General features: G+C 70.2%; 15 protein-coding genes. 3 read left to right on the top strand and 12 right to left on the bottom strand.

The window, feature by feature from the left end; all coding sequences use genetic code 11:
- Position 1: 1 nt before the first annotated feature.
- The 8 genes from greA to hrcA all read right to left on the bottom strand — a co-directional run bounded on the left by greA (position 2) and on the right by hrcA (position 10,518).
- On the bottom strand, positions 2-475 hold the full coding sequence (gene greA / locus E2169_RS01010) for a transcription elongation factor GreA (protein WP_132984763.1): 474 nt from the start codon (positions 473-475) through the stop codon (positions 2-4).
- Positions 472-3,717 carry a carbamoyl-phosphate synthase large subunit gene (gene carB / locus E2169_RS01015; protein ID WP_132984764.1) on the bottom strand — a complete coding sequence of 1,082 codons (3,246 nt, stop codon included), beginning with the start codon at positions 3,715-3,717 and terminating at the stop codon, positions 472-474. Before carB ends, greA begins: the two co-directional genes overlap by 4 nt.
- Entirely contained in the window at positions 3,717-4,838 is a 1,122-nt protein-coding gene (gene carA, locus E2169_RS01020) for a glutamine-hydrolyzing carbamoyl-phosphate synthase small subunit (protein ID WP_132984765.1), read from the bottom strand. The genes carB and carA overlap by 1 nt, the downstream gene beginning before the upstream one ends.
- 136 nt (positions 4,839-4,974) lie before the next feature.
- A complete protein-coding gene (gene dapB / locus E2169_RS01025) occupies positions 4,975-5,688 on the bottom strand; it encodes a 4-hydroxy-tetrahydrodipicolinate reductase (RefSeq protein ID WP_132984766.1) in 714 nt (237 codons plus the stop codon).
- Positions 5,689-5,761: 73 nt separating this feature from the next.
- Positions 5,762-6,895: a molecular chaperone DnaJ gene (dnaJ, locus tag E2169_RS01030; RefSeq protein WP_132984767.1), complete on the bottom strand. Its 1,134-nt coding sequence runs from the start codon at positions 6,893-6,895 to the stop codon at positions 5,762-5,764.
- 2 nt (positions 6,896-6,897) lie between these two features.
- Positions 6,898-8,826, bottom strand: a complete 1,929-nt coding sequence (gene dnaK / locus E2169_RS01035) for a molecular chaperone DnaK (RefSeq protein WP_132984768.1) — start codon at positions 8,824-8,826, stop codon at positions 6,898-6,900.
- A 97-nt stretch (positions 8,827-8,923) separates the two neighbouring features.
- A complete protein-coding gene (gene grpE / locus E2169_RS01040) occupies positions 8,924-9,430 on the bottom strand; it encodes a nucleotide exchange factor GrpE (protein ID WP_132984769.1) in 507 nt (168 codons plus the stop codon).
- Positions 9,427-10,518: a heat-inducible transcriptional repressor HrcA gene (gene hrcA / locus E2169_RS01045; protein WP_132984770.1), complete on the bottom strand. Its 1,092-nt coding sequence runs from the start codon at positions 10,516-10,518 to the stop codon at positions 9,427-9,429. Before hrcA ends, grpE begins: the two co-directional genes overlap by 4 nt.
- 90 nt (positions 10,519-10,608) lie before the next feature.
- Between hrcA and recN the strand changes: the two genes are divergently transcribed.
- On the top strand, positions 10,609-12,288 hold the full coding sequence (gene recN, locus E2169_RS01050) for a DNA repair protein RecN (RefSeq protein WP_132984771.1): 1,680 nt from the start codon (positions 10,609-10,611) through the stop codon (positions 12,286-12,288).
- Between the two features lie 9 nt (positions 12,289-12,297).
- On the opposite strand, the gene fur is transcribed toward recN, so the two are convergent.
- On the bottom strand, positions 12,298-12,702 hold the full coding sequence (gene fur / locus E2169_RS01055) for a ferric iron uptake transcriptional regulator (RefSeq protein ID WP_132984772.1): 405 nt from the start codon (positions 12,700-12,702) through the stop codon (positions 12,298-12,300).
- Between the two features lie 104 nt (positions 12,703-12,806).
- Between fur and E2169_RS01060 the strand changes: the two genes are divergently transcribed.
- The gene (locus tag E2169_RS01060; RefSeq protein WP_132985425.1) at positions 12,807-13,199 is read left to right on the top strand and encodes an outer membrane protein assembly factor BamE; all 393 of its coding nucleotides are present in this window, start codon (positions 12,807-12,809) and stop codon (positions 13,197-13,199) included.
- Positions 13,200-13,207: 8 nt separating this feature from the next.
- On the opposite strand, the gene E2169_RS01065 is transcribed toward E2169_RS01060, so the two are convergent.
- Together E2169_RS01065 and E2169_RS01070 are read right to left on the bottom strand one after the other, a co-directional pair.
- A complete protein-coding gene (locus E2169_RS01065; protein ID WP_132984773.1) occupies positions 13,208-13,459 on the bottom strand; it encodes an RnfH family protein in 252 nt (83 codons plus the stop codon).
- Between the two features lie 3 nt (positions 13,460-13,462).
- Positions 13,463-13,891, bottom strand: a complete 429-nt coding sequence (locus E2169_RS01070) for a type II toxin-antitoxin system RatA family toxin (RefSeq protein ID WP_132984774.1) — start codon at positions 13,889-13,891, stop codon at positions 13,463-13,465.
- Positions 13,892-13,944: 53 nt separating this feature from the next.
- Between E2169_RS01070 and smpB the strand changes: the two genes are divergently transcribed.
- The gene (gene smpB, locus E2169_RS01075; RefSeq protein ID WP_132984775.1) at positions 13,945-14,442 is read left to right on the top strand and encodes an SsrA-binding protein SmpB; all 498 of its coding nucleotides are present in this window, start codon (positions 13,945-13,947) and stop codon (positions 14,440-14,442) included.
- A 65-nt stretch (positions 14,443-14,507) separates the two neighbouring features.
- Here the strand turns inward: smpB and E2169_RS01080 are convergent, their stop codons facing one another.
- Positions 14,508-16,709, bottom strand: a complete 2,202-nt coding sequence (locus E2169_RS01080; protein WP_132984776.1) for a CHASE domain-containing protein — start codon at positions 16,707-16,709, stop codon at positions 14,508-14,510.
- Positions 16,710-16,823: the final 114 nt, after the last annotated feature.

The raw sequence follows: 16,823 nt of genomic DNA on the forward strand, positions 1-16,823 counted from the left end.
ATCAGCCGTAGCTGACCTCGACGATCTCGTACTCGCTGGTGCCGCCGGGCGCCTCGATGGTGACGACGTCGCCGGCGTGCTTGCCGATCAGCGCACGCGCGACCGGCGACGAGATCGCGATCTGGCCGTTCTTGATGTTGGCCTCGAGGTCGCCAACGATCTGGTAGCGCTTCTCCGCGCCGCTCTCTTCGTCGGCCAGCACCACGGTGGCGCCGAACACCACCCTGTCGCCGACCTTGAGCGTGGACACGTCGATCACCTGCGCGTGCGACAGCTCTCCTTCGAGCTGCTTGATGCGGCCCTCGATGAAGCCCTGCTGCTCGCGCGCGGCGTGGTACTCCGCATTTTCCTTCAGATCGCCGTGCGCACGCGCCTCGGCGATCGCATTGATGACGGCAGGCCGCTGGACGCTCTTCAGCTCTTCCAGTTCCGCGCGCAGCCGCTGCGCGCCCTGTGCCGTGATCGGTGGTCTCATGTCTTCTTCAACTCCTCATGCAGTTCGTGCAGCGCCCACACCGGGCCGCTGCCGCGATAATCCAGAGAATGCAGCAAGGCCTTCGCACCGGCAATGGTGGTCGAATAGGTCACCCGTTGCTGCAGCGCCTCGCGGCGGATCGAGAACGAGTCCGCGATCGCCTGGCGCCCTTCCGTGGTGTTGACGATGTAGGCGATATCGCCGTTCTTGATCAGGTCGACGATGTGCGGCCGGCCTTCGGCCACCTTGTTGACCTGCTCGCAGTCGACGCCGTGCTCGCGCAGCCAGTTGGCGGTGCCCGAGGTCGCGACCAGCGAGAACCCGCGCTCGAGCAGCGCATGCGCCACCGGCAGCAGGCGCTTCTTGTCCGGATCGCGCACGGACACGAAGGCCTTGCCCGGCATCGGCGCCATGATCCCTGCCGCCTCCTGCGCCCGCGCGAAGGCGGCGCCGAAGCTCTGGCCCACGCCCATGACCTCGCCGGTCGAGCGCATCTCGGGGCCGAGGATCGGGTCCACGCCCTGGAACTTGGCGAAGGGGAAGATCGCTTCCTTCACCGAGTAATAGCCGGGGACGACTTCGGTGGTCACGCCCTGCCCGGCCAGCGTGCGGCCGGCCATGCAGCGCGCCGCGATCTTGGCCAGCGGCACGCCGGTGGCCTTGGACACGAATGGCACCGTGCGCGAGGCGCGCGGGTTGACCTCGAGCAGGAAGATGGTGTCCTCGCCCTCGTCGTCGGACTGCACCGCGAACTGGGTGTTCATCAGCCCGACCACCCCGAGCGCGCGCGCCATGGCCGTGACCTGCTCCCGCAGGCGCGCCTTGGTGGCTTCCGACAGCGAGTACGGCGGCAGCGAGCAGGACGAGTCGCCGGAGTGCACGCCGGCCTCCTCGATGTGCTCCATCAGGCCGCCGATCAGCACCTGGCCATCCCTGTCGGCGATGACGTCGATGTCGACCTCGACCGCGTTGTCGAGGAAGCGGTCGAGCAGCACCGGCGAATCGTTGGACACCTTCACCGCCTCGCGCATGTAGCGCTCGAGGTCGGCCTCGGCGTGCACCACTTCCATCGCGCGGCCGCCGAGCACGTAGCTCGGGCGCACCACCAGCGGGTAGCCGATCTCGCGCGCCAGCACCAGCGCCTGCTCGGCGCTGCGCGCGGTGCGGTTGGGCGGCTGCTTCAGGCCCAGCGTGTCGACCAGCTTCTGGAAGCGCTCGCGGTCCTCCGCCAGGTCGATCGAGTCGGGCGAGGTGCCGATGATCGGCACGCCGTTGGCTTCCAGCGCGCGCGCAAGCTTCAGCGGCGTCTGCCCGCCGTAGTGGACGATCACGCCCTTGGGCTTCTCGAGCTCGACGATCTCGAGCACGTCCTCCAGCGTCACCGGCTCGAAGTACAGGCGGTCGGAGGTGTCGTAGTCGGTGGACACGGTTTCCGGGTTGCAGTTGACCATGATGGTCTCGTACCCGTCCTCGCGCAGGGCGAGCGCCGCGTGCACGCAGCAGTAGTCGAACTCGATGCCCTGGCCGATGCGGTTGGGACCGCCGCCGAGCACCATGATCTTGTCGCGGCCGGTGGGTTCGGCCTCGCACTCTTCCTCGTAGGTGGAGTACAGGTAGGCGGTGGTGGTCGCGAACTCGGCGGCGCAGGAATCCACGCGCTTGTAGACCGGCTTGATGCCGAAGGCGCGGCGCAGGGCGCGCACCGCCTTTTCCTCGACGCCGACCAACTGCGCCAGGCGGGCGTCGGAGAAGCCCATGCGCTTGAGCACGCGCAGGCGCGGCGCGTCCAGCGCGTCGACGCCGCCGGCCCCGGCCTCGCGCTCGGCGGCGACGAGGTCCTCGATCTGGTCGAGGAACCAGGGGTCGATCCACGACAGCGCGAACACCTCGTCCACCGTCATCCCGGCGCGGAAGGCGTCGGCGACGTGGAACAGGCGATCGGGCTTGGGCTCGCGCAGCTCGCGGCGGAGCGCGGCCCGGCCCTCTTCCGAGACCAGGTCGAGTCCGGTGGGGTCGAGGCCGACCTTGCCCGTCTCCAGCCCGCGCAGGGCTTTCTGCAGCGATTCCTGGAAGGTCCGGCCGATCGCCATCACCTCGCCCACCGACTTCATCTGGGTGGTCAGGCGCGAATCGGCCTGCGGGAACTTCTCGAAGGCGAAGCGCGGGATCTTGGTGACCACGTAGTCGATCGAGGGTTCGAAGGACGCCGGGGTCAGGCCGCCGGTGATGTCGTTCCTGAGTTCGTCGAGCGTGTAGCCCACCGCGAGCTTGGCCGCGACCTTGGCGATCGGGAAGCCGGTGGCCTTGGACGCCAGCGCCGAGGACCGCGACACGCGCGGATTCATCTCGATCACCACCACGCGCCCGGTCTCGGCATTGATGCCGAACTGGACGTTGGAGCCGCCGGTGTCGACGCCGATCTTGCGCAGCACGTCGATCGAGGCCTGGCGCAGGCGCTGGTACTCGCGGTCGGTCAGCGTCTGCGCCGGCGCGACCGTGATCGAATCGCCGGTGTGCACGCCCATCGCATCGAGGTTCTCGATCGAGCAGACGATGATGCAGTTGTCCGCGGTGTCGCGGACCACCTCCATCTCGAACTCCTTCCAGCCCAGCACCGACTCCTCGACCAGGATCTCGCCCACCGGCGACAGCTCCAGGCCGCGCCTGGCGATCTCCTCGAACTCTTCCTTGTTGTAGGCGATGCCGCCACCACTGCCGCCCAGAGTGAAGCTGGGGCGGATGATGGTGGGGTAGCCGACACGCGTCTGGATGTCGACCGCCTGCTCGAAGGTCTTCGCGACCTCGGCCTTGGGGCATTCCAGGCCGATCTCGGCCATCGCCACGCGGAACAGCTCGCGGTCCTCGGCCATCATGATGGCTTCGCGCCTGGCGCCGATCAGCTCCACGCCGTACTTCTCGAGCACGCCGTTGTCGGCGAGGTCGAGCGCGCAGTTGAGCGCGGTCTGCCCACCCATGGTCGGCAGCAGGGCGTCCGGGCGTTCCTTGGCGATGATCTTCTCGACCATCTGCCAGGTGATCGGCTCGATGTAGACCGCGTCCGCCGTGTCCGGGTCGGTCATGATCGTGGCCGGGTTGGAGTTCACCAGCACCACGCGGTAGCCCTCCTCGCGCAGGGCCTTGCAGGCCTGCGCGCCGGAGTAGTCGAACTCGCAGGCCTGGCCGATGACGATCGGGCCGGCGCCGATGATGAGGATGGTCTTGAGATCAGTGCGCCTGGGCATCAGTGCGCCTCCATCAGCGCGATGAAGCGGTCGAACAGGTGGGACACGTCGTGCGGGCCGGGGGCGGCCTCGGGGTGGCCCTGGAAGCTGAAGGCCGGCGCGTCGTCGAGGGCGATGCCCTGGTTGCTGCCGTCGAACAGCGAACGGTGGGTGACGCGGACGCCGGCCGGCAGCGTGGCCTCGTCGATGGCGAAGCCGTGGTTCTGGGAGGTGATCATCACCCTGCCCGTCTCCAGGTCCTGCACCGGGTGGTTGGCGCCGTGGTGGCCGTTGGCCATCTTCATCGTGCGCGCGCCCACGGCCAGGCCGAGCAGCTGGTGGCCGAGGCAGATGCCGAAGGTCGGCACCTTCGCGGCCAGCACGTCGCGGATCGCTTCGATCGCGTAGTCGCAGGGCTCCGGATCGCCGGGGCCGTTGGACAGGAACACGCCGTCGGGCTTCAGCGCGAGCGCCTCGGCCGCGGTGGTACGCGCAGGCACCACGGTGACGTCGCAGCCGCGCTCGGCCAGCATGCGCAGGATGTTGCGCTTCACGCCGAAGTCCCAGGCCACGACGCGGAAGCGCTGCTGCGCGCTGCGCCACTCGCCGCTGTCCAGGTCCAGGCCGCCCTCGGTCCACTGGTAGCGGGCGTCGGTGCTGACCACCCCGGCCAGGTCCATGCCCTTCAGGCCGGGAAACTTGCGCGCGGCCTCGAGCGCGCGGTCGACATCGATGTCGCCGGCCATCACCGCGCCGTTCTGCGAGCCACGCTCGCGCAGCAGGCGGGTCAGGCGGCGGGTGTCGATGCCGGCGATGGCGACCACGCCGCGGTCGGCCAGCCATTCCGGTAGCGCCGCGCGGCTGCGCCAGCTGCTGGGACGGCGCGGCACGTCGCGCACCACCAGGCCCGCCGACCAGACCTGGCCGGACTCCTCGTCCTCGCCGGTGCAGCCGGTGTTGCCGATGTGCGGATAGGTCAGGGTGACGATCTGGCGCGCGTACGAGGGGTCGGTGAGGACCTCCTGGTAGCCGGTCATCGCCGTGTTGAACACGACTTCGCCGACGGAGAGGCCGGGCGCGCCGACGGATACGCCTTCGAAGACAGTGCCGTCTTCGAGCGCGAGGATTGCAGGTGGGGTCACTGGCGGTCGCCTACGTGGGGTTGCAAGACACCGCCGGCCCGGCATCGGCCGGCCCGGAGGCGAGGTGGTTCAGGCGAGCGGGAATGATACCGGCGCGGACCGGGCTGCGCCAGCACGGAACGTGAACGCGCGTGCGTCAGAGCAGGTCGCGGAGGCGCCAGACCCCGGCTTCGCGGCCGCGCAGGCGCGCGGCGACGTGCAGTGCGCCGCGTGCGAACACGTCGCGGTTGGTGGCGCGGTGGACCAGTTCGACCCGCTCACCCATGCCCGTGAACTGCACGAGGTGCTCGCCCACGACATCGCCGGCGCGCAGGCTGGCGTAGCGCGCGTCCGCCCCGCCCAGCCCCGCCGCGGCCCCGAGGGCCAGCGCGGTTCCCGAGGGCGCATCCTTCTTGTGCACGTGGTGGGTTTCGACGATGTCGCAGTCCCAGCCGGCCAGGCTCGCGGCCGCGCGCTCGACCAGTTCCTCGAGCACGGCCACGCCGAGGCTGAAGTTGGCGGCCCAGAGCACGGGGATCGCCGCCGCGGCGTCGGCCATCGCCTGCCGCTGCCCGTCCGAGAGCCCGGTGGTGCCGGAGACCAGCGCTGCCCCGCGCTGCCGGCACAGTGCCAACAGCGGGTCGAAGCCCTCGGGCAGGCTGAAGTCGACCGCGACGTCGAACGCGGGAACGCCTGCCAGCTCGGTGGCGGCGAAGTGCGGCACGCCGTCGACCACGCGCTGTGCGGGCCGGCGGGAGACCGCCGCGACCACGTTGCAATCGCCGGCCTCGCCCTCGGCGCACAGGCGCAACAGCGCCCGGCCCATGCGACCGCTGGCACCGTGGATCAGGAATCGTGTCGGCTCGCCCATGCGGGCAAGGCTAGCCGTGTGCGCTGGCCCCGACAAGGAAGATCGCGTGCGTCGCCAACGCGGCGGCGCGCCCTCAGGAGGTCATCCGCTCCCAGAAGCCCTTCACGCCGTCGACGAAGGTGCTGGACTTCGGCGAGTGGCGGCGCGCGTTGTCGCCAACGAAGGTCGCCTCCAGCTGCTCCAGCAGCTCGCGCTGCTCGTTGGTCAGGTTGACCGGCGTCTCGACCACCACCTTGCAGTAGAGGTCGCCCGGAGCACGGCTGCGCACCGACTTCACGCCCTTGTCGCGCAGGCGGAAGACCTTGCCGGTCTGGGTCTCGGCGGGCACGCGGATCTCCGCCTCGCCGCCAAGCGTGGGCACGCGCACGGTGTCGCCGAGCGTGGCCTGGGAAATGCGGATCGGCACCTCGCAGTGCAGGTCGTCGCCGTCACGCTGGAAGATGTCGTGCTCGCGCACGCGGATCTCGACATACAGGTCGCCGGGCTGGGTGCCGGACGGACCAGCCTCGCCCTCGCCGGACAGGCGGATACGGTCGCCGTTGTCGACTCCCGCGGGCACCTTGACCGACAGCACCTTCTCTTCTTCCACGCGGCCGTTGCCGCGACAGGCCGGGCACGGCGTCTGGAACGTCTTGCCGCGGCCGTGGCAGGACGGGCACGGCTGCTGCATCGAGAAGATGCCGCGCTGGAAGCGCACCTGGCCGTGGCCATGGCAGGTTTCGCAGGTCTCGAGCACCCCGTCTTCGGAGCCCGTGCCCTTGCAGGGTTCGCACTCGGCCAGGCTGGGCAGCTCGATCCGGCGCTCGACGCCGGCCACGGCTTCCCCGAGGTCGAGCTCCATCACGTAGCCGATGTCGGCGCCGCGGCGCGGCCCGCGCGGACCGCCGCCACCGCCGAAAATGTTGCCGAAGATGTCGCCGAAGATGTCGCCCATGTCGGCGCCGCCAAAGCCCGGGCCGGCGTTGCCGCCGCCCATGCCGTGCTCGAACGCCGCGTGGCCGTGCTGGTCGTACATGCGGCGCTTGCCGCCGTCGGACAGCACCTCGTAGGCCTCCTTGCACTCCTTGAACGCGGCCTCGGCGGCATGGTCGCCGGGGTTGCGGTCGGGATGGTGCTTCATCGCACAGCGGCGATAGGCCTTCTTCAGCTCGTCCTCGGTGGCGGCACGGCCGACACCGAGGACGTCGTAGTAGTCGCGCTTGCTCAAGGTCAGGCCTTCTTGTCGTCGTCCTTGACCTCGGTGAACTCGGCGTCGACCACGTCGTCGGCCTGGCCACCCTCGGCCTGGCCCGCGTCGCCGGCACCGGCCTCGGCCTGTCCGGCCGCGGCCACGGCGGCGAACAGCGCCTGCGCGACCTCTTCCAGGGCCTTGGTCCTGGCTTCGATCTGGCCCTTGTCGTCACCCTTCATCGCAGTCTCGACCTCGGCGATGGCGGACTCCACGCGGCCGATCACGTCGCCCGGGACCTTGTCGCCGTTGTCCTTGATCGCGCTGCGGGTGCCGTGCACCAGCGCATCGGCCTGGTTGCGGGCACCGACCAGCTCGTGGAACTTCCTGTCGTCCTCGCGGTGCGCCTCGGCGTCGGCGACCATCCGCTGGATCTCGTCGTCCGACAGGCCCGAACCGGCCTTGATCTCGACCTTCTGCTCCTTGCCGGTCTTCTTGTCCTTGGCGGTGACGTGCACGATGCCGTTGGCGTCGATGTCGAACGACACCTCCACCTGCGGCATGCCGCGCGGCGCGGCATCGATGCCGCTCAGGTCGAACTTGGCCAGCGACTTGTTGTAACGGGCCTGCTCGCGCTCGCCCTGCAGCACGTGCACGGTCACGGCCGACTGGTTGTCCTCGGCGGTGCTGAAGGTCTGCGAGGCCTTGGTCGGGATCGTGGTGTTCTTCTCGATGATCTTGGTGAACACGCCGCCCAGGGTCTCGATGCCGAGCGACAGCGGGGTCACGTCGAGCAGCAGCACGTCCTTGACGTCACCCGCGAGCACGCCGCCCTGCACCGCCGCGCCGATGGCCACGGCTTCGTCGGGGTTCACGTCCTTGCGCGGCTCCTTGCCGAAGAACTCGGCCACGGCCTGCTGCACCTTGGGCATGCGGGTCTGGCCGCCGACCAGGATCACCTCGTTGACGTCGCTGGCACGCAGGCCGGCGTCGTTGAGCGCAGTGCGGCAGGGTTCGATGGTCTTCTTGATCAGGTCCTCGACCAGCGCCTCGAGCTTGGCCCGGGTCAGCTTGATGTTGAGGTGCTTCGGGCCCGAGGCGTCGGCGGTCACGTACGGCAGGTTGACCTCGGTCTGCTGCGCGCTGGACAGCTCGATCTTGGCGCGCTCGGCGGCGTCTTTCAGCCGCTGCAGGGCCAGCGGATCCTTGCGCAGGTCGATGCCCTGGTCCTTCTGGAATTCCTCGACCAGGTAGTCGATGACGCGCTTGTCGAAGTCTTCGCCACCGAGGAAGGTGTCGCCGTTGGTGGCCAGCACCTCGAACTGCTTCTCGCCGTCGACTTCCGCGATCTCGATGATCGACATGTCGAAGGTGCCGCCGCCAAGGTCGTACACGGCGATCTTGCGGTCGCCGCCGTCCTTGTCCATGCCATAGGCCAGCGCGGCCGCGGTCGGCTCGTTGATGATGCGCTTGACGTCGAGGCCGGCGATGCGGCCGGCGTCCTTGGTCGCCTGGCGCTGCGAGTCGTTGAAGTACGCGGGGACGGTGATGACCGCCTCGGTGACCTTCTCGCCCAGGTAGTCCTCGGCGGTCTTCTTCATCTTCTCGAGGATGCGCGCGGAGACTTCCTGCGCCGACAGCTTCTTGCCCTCGCTGGTCTCGACCCAGGCATCGCCGTTGTCATGCCCGACGATGGCATACGGCACCAGGTCGAGATCCTTCTTGACTTCGGCGTCGGTGAACTTGCGGCCGATCAGGCGCTTCACCGCGTAGAAGGTGTTCTTGGGGTTGGTGACGGCCTGGCGCTTGGCGGACGCGCCGACCAGCACTTCGCCGTCCTTGGTGTAGGCGACGACCGAGGGGGTCGTGCGATCGCCTTCGCTGTTTTCGATGACGCGGGCCTTGCCGCCGTCCATGATCGCCACGCACGAATTGGTCGTGCCGAGATCGATGCCGATGATCTTTGCCATGGGTTTGCCTCTGGGTTCGTGTCTGGGGCGGCGGGGCCGCCGATGACTGCTATCTGGGGATGGTCGCCGGCGCCTTCAAGCGCCGGTGGCCGTGGGTTCAGTCGGCCTGGGCGACGGCCACCATGGCCGGGCGCAGCAGTTGCTCGTTGAGGCGGTAGCCCTTCTGGAACAGCTGGGCCACGGCACCCGGACCAAGGTCCGGGGCTTCGACCACGCTCATCGCCTGGTGGAGGTCGGGGTTGAAGGCGTCCCCGGCAGCCGGCGCGATCTCGAACAGGCCGTGGTTGCCGGCCACCCGGCGCAGCTCGCGCAGGGTCAGCTCGACGCCGTCGTGCAGCGGGCCGGCGGCCCCGGCGACCAGCGCCGCGTCCAGGCTGTCGAACACCGGCAGCAGGTCGCCGAGGATCTGCTTGTTGGCGAAGCGGCAGGCGTTCTGGACATCGCGCTCCATGCGCCGGCGCTGGTTCTCGAGGTCGGCGCGGTCGACCAGCGACTGCGCGCGTACCTGCTCCAGCTCGCCGCGGAGGGATTCGATCACTTCTTCCAGCGGAATGTCTTCGGCGGGTGCCTCTGCGGCGTGGTCGGGCGTGGGTTCGGTGGTCATCGCTCTCGTGGGTCCGGAGTGTCTTGGTCCGGACTGAGTGGGGTTGCCGGCTCGGGTTTCAAGGCGGCGCCCAGCGCTTCGGCGGTCGCCTGGACCACCGGGATCACCCGGTCGTAGGCCATGCGGGTGGGTCCGATGACCCCGAGCACGCCCAGCACCCGGCCGTCCGCACCGTAGGGCGCGGTCACCAGCGACATCCCGGCCAGCGGCGCGATCCCGGTTTCCTCGCCGAAGAACACCCGCACGCCCTGGGCCTTCACCGTGCGCTCGAGCAACTGCAGGATCTCGCGTTTCTCGGTGAAGGCATCGAACAGCTCGCGCAGGCGGTCGAGGTCGGCCAGGTCCTGCAGGCCCAGCAGCCGCGCCTGGCCGGCGACCACCATGTCCTCGCCGCCGGGCACCAGCACCTGCTCGGCGATCTCGGTGGTGGCGCGCAGCAGGCCCTCCATCTCGCTGCGCGCGCTCTTCAGCTCGCGCAGCAGGGTGGCGCGGATGCCCGCCAGCGGCTGCCCCGCGAAATGGGCGTTGAGGTAGTTGGCCACCCGCTCGAGCTCGTCGGCGCCGTAGGCGCGCCGGGTCTGGACGATGCGGTTCTGCACTTCGTTGTCGGCGAAGACCACGATCGCCATCACCCGCTGCCCGTCCAGCGGCACGAAGTCGATCTGGCGGAAGGCGAACTGCTCGCGCCCGGGCACGCTGACCACGCCGACGAAGCGGGTCATGGCCGAGACCAGCTCCGAGGCGCTGCCCAGCAGCGACTGCGTGCCGCCGCCGGGGGCCAGGCTGCCGCGCAGGCGCTCGAACTCGCCCTCGCCCAGCGGGCTGAGCTGCAGCAGCGAGTCGACGAAGACGCGGTAGCCGCGGGCCGTGGGCACGCGTCCGGCCGAGGTGTGCGGGGCCGAAAGCAGGCCGACTTCCTCCAGGTCGGACAGGATGTTGCGGATCGTCGCCGCGCTCACGTCCAGGCCCGCGTGCCGGGCCAGGGTCTGCGAACCGACCGGCTCGCCGTCGCGGATATGGCGGCCGATCAGGGTGCGCAACAGCTGGCGCGCGCGCGGGTCGAGGGGATCGGAGTGGCGTCGGGACATGCCGCGGGTATACGTCCGTGCGGCGCTTGTCGCAAGCGGCGAGATCCACCGATGACACACTTGGCGTCCACGCGGCACAATTCGCGGACCATGCTCAAGCGCCTGTCGATCAAGGATTTCGCCGTCGTCTCCGCCACCGAACTCGAGTTCGGCCGGGGGCTGACCGTCGTTTCGGGCGAAACCGGCGCGGGCAAGTCGCTGATCGTCGATGCCCTGGGCTTCCTGTCCGGGCTGCGCGCCGACAGCGGCGTGGTCCGCCACGGCGCCCAGCGCGCCGAGCTCGACGCCGAGTTCGACCTCGCCGACTCGGCCGCCGCGCTCAAATGGCTGCGCGAACAGGAGTTCGACGACGGCCAGGCCTGCCAGCTGCGGCGCACCCTGCGCGCCGACGGCGGCTCGCGGGCCTGGATCAACGGCCGCCCGGCCACGCTGTCGCAACTCGGCGCGCTGGCCGCGCTGCTGGTCGAGATCCACGGCCAGCATGAGCACCAGGCGCTGCTGTCACGCGGCAGCCAGCTCGCCCTGCTCGACGCCTTCGGCCGCCACGAGGCCGAACTCGCGACCGTGGCCGGGGCGGCACGCGCCTGGTCGTCGCTGCTGCACGAGCGCGGGCGGCTGAACGCGGCCGGCGACGTGTCCGACCGCATCGACTTCCTGACCCACCAGCACGCCGAGCTCGAGCGCGAGGAACTGGAACCCGAGGCGATCGAGGAGCTGGTGGCCGGCCACCGCCGCCAGGCCCATGCCACGGACCTGGTCGGCGCCTGCGACGCCGCACTCGAGCGCCTGGGCGGCGACGCCGATGCGCTGCCGGCCGTCGTGCAGCAGCTGCGCGGCCTGCTGGCGCGCATGCAGGCGCATGAGCCGCGCCTGGCCGAGGTCGACAGCATGCTCGAGGGCGCGGCGATCCAGCTGGATGAAGCCGCGGTGCTGCTCGACCGCGTCCGCGCCGATCTCGACATCGACCCGGACCGGCTGCAGGAGCAGGAACACCGGCTCTCGCGCCTGCACGAGCTTTCGCGCAAGCACCGCGTGCCGCCCGAGGACCTGGCGGCGCAGCGCGACGCGCTGGCCGCTGAGCTGGAGACACTGGTGGGTTCGGCAAAAAGGCTGTCGGGCCTGGAAGGCGAGATCGATGCCGCTGCCGCCGCCTGGCGCACCGCCGCCGCCCGCCTCGGCAAGGCCCGCGCCAAGGCCGCCGCCGCGCTGGGCAAGGCCACGACCGCGCTGATCGCCGAACTCGGCATGGGCGGCGGGCGTTTTGAAATCGCGCTGGAACCCACCGCCGCCGACGCCCCGGACGCGCAGGGCGCCGAGCGCGCCGAATTCCTGGTCACGGCGAACGCCGGCCAGCCGCCGCGGCCGCTGCGCAAGGTGGCGTCGGGCGGCGAGCTCTCGCGCATCTCGCTGGCCATCGAAGTCGCCGCCCTGGGCATGGACGCCGTGCAGACCATGGTCTTCGACGAGGTCGACTCCGGGATCGGCGGCGGCGTGGCCGGGATCGTGGGCCGCAAGCTGCGCGACCTGGGCAGCAAGCGCCAGGTGCTGTGCGTGACCCACCTGCCGCAGGTCGCGGCCCAGGGCCATGCCCACTACCGCGTCAGCAAGGCCGAAAGCGCAGGGATGACGCAGAGTTCGGTGCGCCTGCTCGACGACGCCGGCCGCCAGGAGGAACTGGCGCGGATGCTCGGCGGGATCGAGGTCAGCCGCGAGGCGCGGGCCGCGGCACGGCGGCTGCTGCGCGAGGCCGACGAAGCGCCGGCCGGCTGAAGCACGCGCTCAACGCTTCTTGCGCACGTAGAGCACCAGCGAGTGCTCTTCCAGGATGTAGCCGTGCTGCTCCGCGATCTGGTGCTGCAGATCCTCGATCTCGGGGCTTTCGAATTCGATGATCTTGCCGGTGTCGACGTCGACCATGTGGTCGTGGTGGCCACCGCGGTCGATCTCGTAGACCGCGGTGCCGCCCTCGAAATTGTGCTTGAGCACCAGGCCGGCGGCCTCGAACTGGGTGAGCACCCGGTAGACGGTGGCCAAGCCGATCTCGTCGCCGCCGTCGAGCAGCTGGCGGTAGATGTCCTCGGCGGTCATGTGGTGGTGCGCGGTCTTCTGCTCGAGCAGCTGCAGGATGCGCATGCGCGGGTGCGTGACCTTCAGCCCGGCCTTGCGCAGCTCGTTGGTTTCCATGCGTATTCCGTCCAGTTGGCGGTTGTCGCGCCAGCTGCCGTGGTTCGGTCGCGGCGGCCTGTCGAGTGTATCATCGCGGCATGTCCGCCCTGCCCTGGCCACCGATGCGCAAACTGATCGCTCCCCTCCTCACCGTCTTCCTTGCCACCGGCTGCAGCGTCCTCTACAAGCAGCCGATCTACCAGGGCGCCCTGGTGGATCCGGACAACGTCAGCCAGCTGCAGGCCGGGATGAACCGCCAGCAGGTGTCGGCCCTGCTCGGCACGCCGTCGATCCAGGATCCGTTCCACCACGACCGCTGGGACTACACCGCCACCGAGCGCGTCGGCCGCACCGGCAAGACGGAAATCCACAACCTGGTGCTGTTCTTCGAGGGCGACTCGCTCGCGCGCTGGGAGGGTGACTATTTCCCCGACCGCGACAAGGAGCTGATCGGCAACGTGCGCCGGCAGTTCGGCCCCAACCTGCCCCGCCAGGACAGCAACCGCCGCCGCTGAACCCGGGGTCAGCGCCGGGCGGCCCGCCGCCGCCGCGCGTCCTTGGGATCGATCAGCAGCGGGCGCAGCAGCTCCACGCGGTCGCCATCGCGCAGCGCCTGGCCGGCCGCCGCGCGCACGCCGTACACCGCATACCCGTCGATGCCATCCAGCGGCAGGCCGCTGGCGGCCACTGCATCGCCGACGGTCGCAGGCGCCGCCAGTTCGACGACCACCGCGCGATGGTCGCGCGGCAGCGCCAGCACGACCTCCACCCGCACCGCTCAGCCCCCGGCGTCGGCGACGCGCACGAAGTCGTCGACCATGCGGTCGGCCAGGCCCTGCAGTCCGAGCTTCATCGCCGGCACCAGCAGGCGGCTGCGCGGCTCGAAGTCGAGGCTGAGCGTGACCTTGCAGGCCGACTCGTCCAGGGCGTGGAATTCCCAGCGTCCCTCGAGCTTGCGGAACGGCCCGTCGCGGAGCTGCATGTCGATGTGGTGCGGCGGCGACAGGCGGTTCTCGGTCGTGAACCAGGTGCTGATGCCGCCGATGCCGAGCTCCAGGCGGCCCAGCACGCGGCGCTCGTCGGACTCCAGCACCTCGGCACCGCTGCACCAGGCGAAGCGCCGCGGATAGGCGGCGACGTCGTTGACCAGGGAGAACATCCGCGCCGCGGAGTGCGCGACCAGCGCTGACCGTGTGATGGTGGGCATGGGCGGCGTACGTCCGTTTCCTGTCGCGCCCGGCGCCGTGGGACAATGGCGGGATGGGCAAGAGCGCAAAGGATAAGGCAAAGGCAAAGGCCAGTGGCACGATCGCGCTCAACAAGCGCGCGCGCCACGAGTACCAGCTTGGCGATCGCTTCGAGGCCGGGCTCGCGCTGCAGGGCTGGGAGCTGAAGTCGATCCGCGCCGGCCGCGCCAACATCGGCGAGAGCTATGCCGTGGTGCGCGGTGGCGAACTGTTCCTGTTCGGGGCCCAGGTCACGCCGCTGACCCAGGCCTCCAGCCACGTCGTCACCGACGAGCGGCGCACGCGCAAGCTGCTGCTGCACCGCCACGAGATCGACAAGCTGGTCGGCCTGGTGCAGCGCGACGGCTATACCGTCGTCCCCACCGCGCTGTACTGGAAGGGCAACAAGGTCAAGGCCGAGCTGGCGCTGGCCAAGGGCAAGCAGGCGCACGACAAGCGTGAAGCCGCCAAGGACCGCGACTGGCAGCGCGACAAGCAGCGCCTGATGCGTCGCCACAACCCCAACGCCTGACCGGCAGGCGGTAATCCCGCAGCAGGAGCAGCCATGGCTGCGACCTCACGCGATCACCGGATGACTCACCCCGGCTCATCCGGCAAGGTAAAGCGGAACCGCGCGCCCCCGTCCGGCACGCCCTCGCCGGTGATCACGCCGCCGTGGCGCTCGACGATCCGCTTCACCGAGGCCAGGCCCACGCCCTCGCCTGCGAACTCGTCGGCGGCGTGCAGGCGCTGGAACGGACGGAACAGCTTGCCTGCGTAGGCCTGGTCGAAGCCGATGCCGTTGTCCGCGACCTCCAACCAATGTTCGCCCGCGTGCTCCACGCGCCGGAACGCGATCCGCGCCGGGTCGGTGTCGCGGGTGAACTTCCAGGCGTTGCCCAGCAGGTTGCCGAGCATGTTGCGCACCAGGGTGCTGTCGCCCGACACCCGGAGGCCCGGCTCGATATCCAGCACGACGCTGCGATCGGGATCGCCCTGCTGCAGCTCGGCCATGATGTCCTCGGCCATCGCGGACAGGTCGAGGGGTTCGCGCCTGAGCTCGCTGCGCGACACACGGGACATCTTCAGCAGTGCATCGATCAGCTCGCCCATGCGCGCGGCCGCGGCGCGGACCCGGGCCAGGTAGCCGCGGCCGACCTCGTCGAAGGCGTCGCCGTGGCGCTCGGACACCATCCGGCTGAAGCCGTCGATGGCGCGCAGCGGCGCGCGCAGGTCGTGGGAAATGGTGTAGGCGAACGACTCCAGCTCCTCGTTGGCGCGCGTGAGTTCGCGCGTGCGCAGCGCCACCCGCGCCTCGAGCGTACGGTTGAGCGCCAGCACCTGGGCCTCGGCACGCAGCCGGTCGGTGATGTCTTCCACCTGCACCAGGCTGGCCAGGTCGTGGCCGTGGTCGCCCGGCACCTGGGCATAGGTCAGGTGCACCTGGCGGATGTCACCGTCGTCGCGGTGGAGTTCGCGGGTCACGCGGTACACGCTGCCCGAGGCCGCACGCGCCCGGCCCTCGGCCGCGGCCTTGCCAACGCCTCCCGTGAACAGGCTGCTGAAGAACCGTCCCATCAGCTCCTCCGGCGAAGCGCGCAGGATGTCGGCCAGCGCAAGGTTGGCGTCGATGATCCGGCCTTCGCGGTCGAGCAATGCCTTGCCGATCGCCGAGAACCGGATCGCGCTGCGGAAGCGCAGCTCGCTGCGACGGTAGGAGTCGCTCATCCGCGCCGCGATGCGCTGCGCGCGCGACTGCGTGCGCGCCAGGATCATCGCCAGCGCGAACAGCAGCAGCGATGCCAGCACGCCCACGTAGATGGTGCCTTCCGGGCCGAGCAGTCCCGCATCCCCGGCGCGCGCCGGCCCCTGGTGGAAGTCGAGGCGCCAGCGCCGCCCGTACACGTGCTCCACCCTGCTGTGGCGGACGCCATCGACATCGGCCCCGGGGAACGCCGAGGGATCGATCGGGAACATCGCCGATTCGCCGCCCCCGTCCTCGCCTTCGCCTTCGCCGATGTCCACGATGCGCAGCGACAGGTTCCTGTCCGCTCCCGGCAGCGCCCTGGCCACGAACAGGTCTAGGCGGAACGGCGCGCAGACCCAGCCCGCCAATGCGGCCGTGCGCGCCATCGGGTTGCTGGGGACGATCCCGTTCCGGTACACCGGCGCATAGATCACCAGGCCCGGCCCGATGCCTTCCTGCATTCTTGCCAGCGGCGCGGTGATGCGGGCGGTGGCGCTGGCGCGCGCAGCCTCCATCGCCGCGGCCTGCGCCGGCACGGTCAACATGTCGAAACCCACCAGGTCGGCGGTGCCGAAGGTCTTCGGCTCGAGCAGGACGATCGGGCCGTACTGCGGCCGCGCACCGGCCGGGTCGATCCGGAACAGCGTGCGGGTGGCATCACGCTGCTCGAGCTGGAACTCCTGCAGCTGCGCCGGCGACAGGGCCGCCGCATAGCAGAGCCCGAGCATCGCCGGGAACCGCGTCGGCAGGTCGAGGCCGTCGGCATAGTTGCGCCACTGCCGCGCGCTGGGGCGGTCGACGGCGGCAAGCAGCGACACGCCGCCCCGGGTGATCAGCTCGTAGGTCAGCAGCTGTTGGCGCAGCCGCGCGGTGACCTGGTCGGCCTCCGCGGCCAGGCGCGCCTCGGCAAGCGCGAGCTCGCGGTGGCCGGCCCCCGTCGCGTACACCGCCACCAGGGTCAGCGACGCCACCAGCACCAGCACGGCCAACATGTAGCCGTGGCGCGCCGGCAGCGGTTCGCCCGAAGGCATGTCGTGGTCGGGCGTGGCCATGGGGGCCGAGCATAACGCCTGCCCCGCCCCGGGTCCGGCCGTCGCGCAGCTGAACCCATGTCCTGCGTCCGGTGCGCGATCCCTTGCAGGGGCCGCCGCTGCGCCTATACTGGA

This window comes from Luteimonas terricola (genome assembly GCF_004352845.1).
Lineage (GTDB): Bacteria > Pseudomonadota > Gammaproteobacteria > Xanthomonadales > Xanthomonadaceae > Luteimonas > Luteimonas terricola.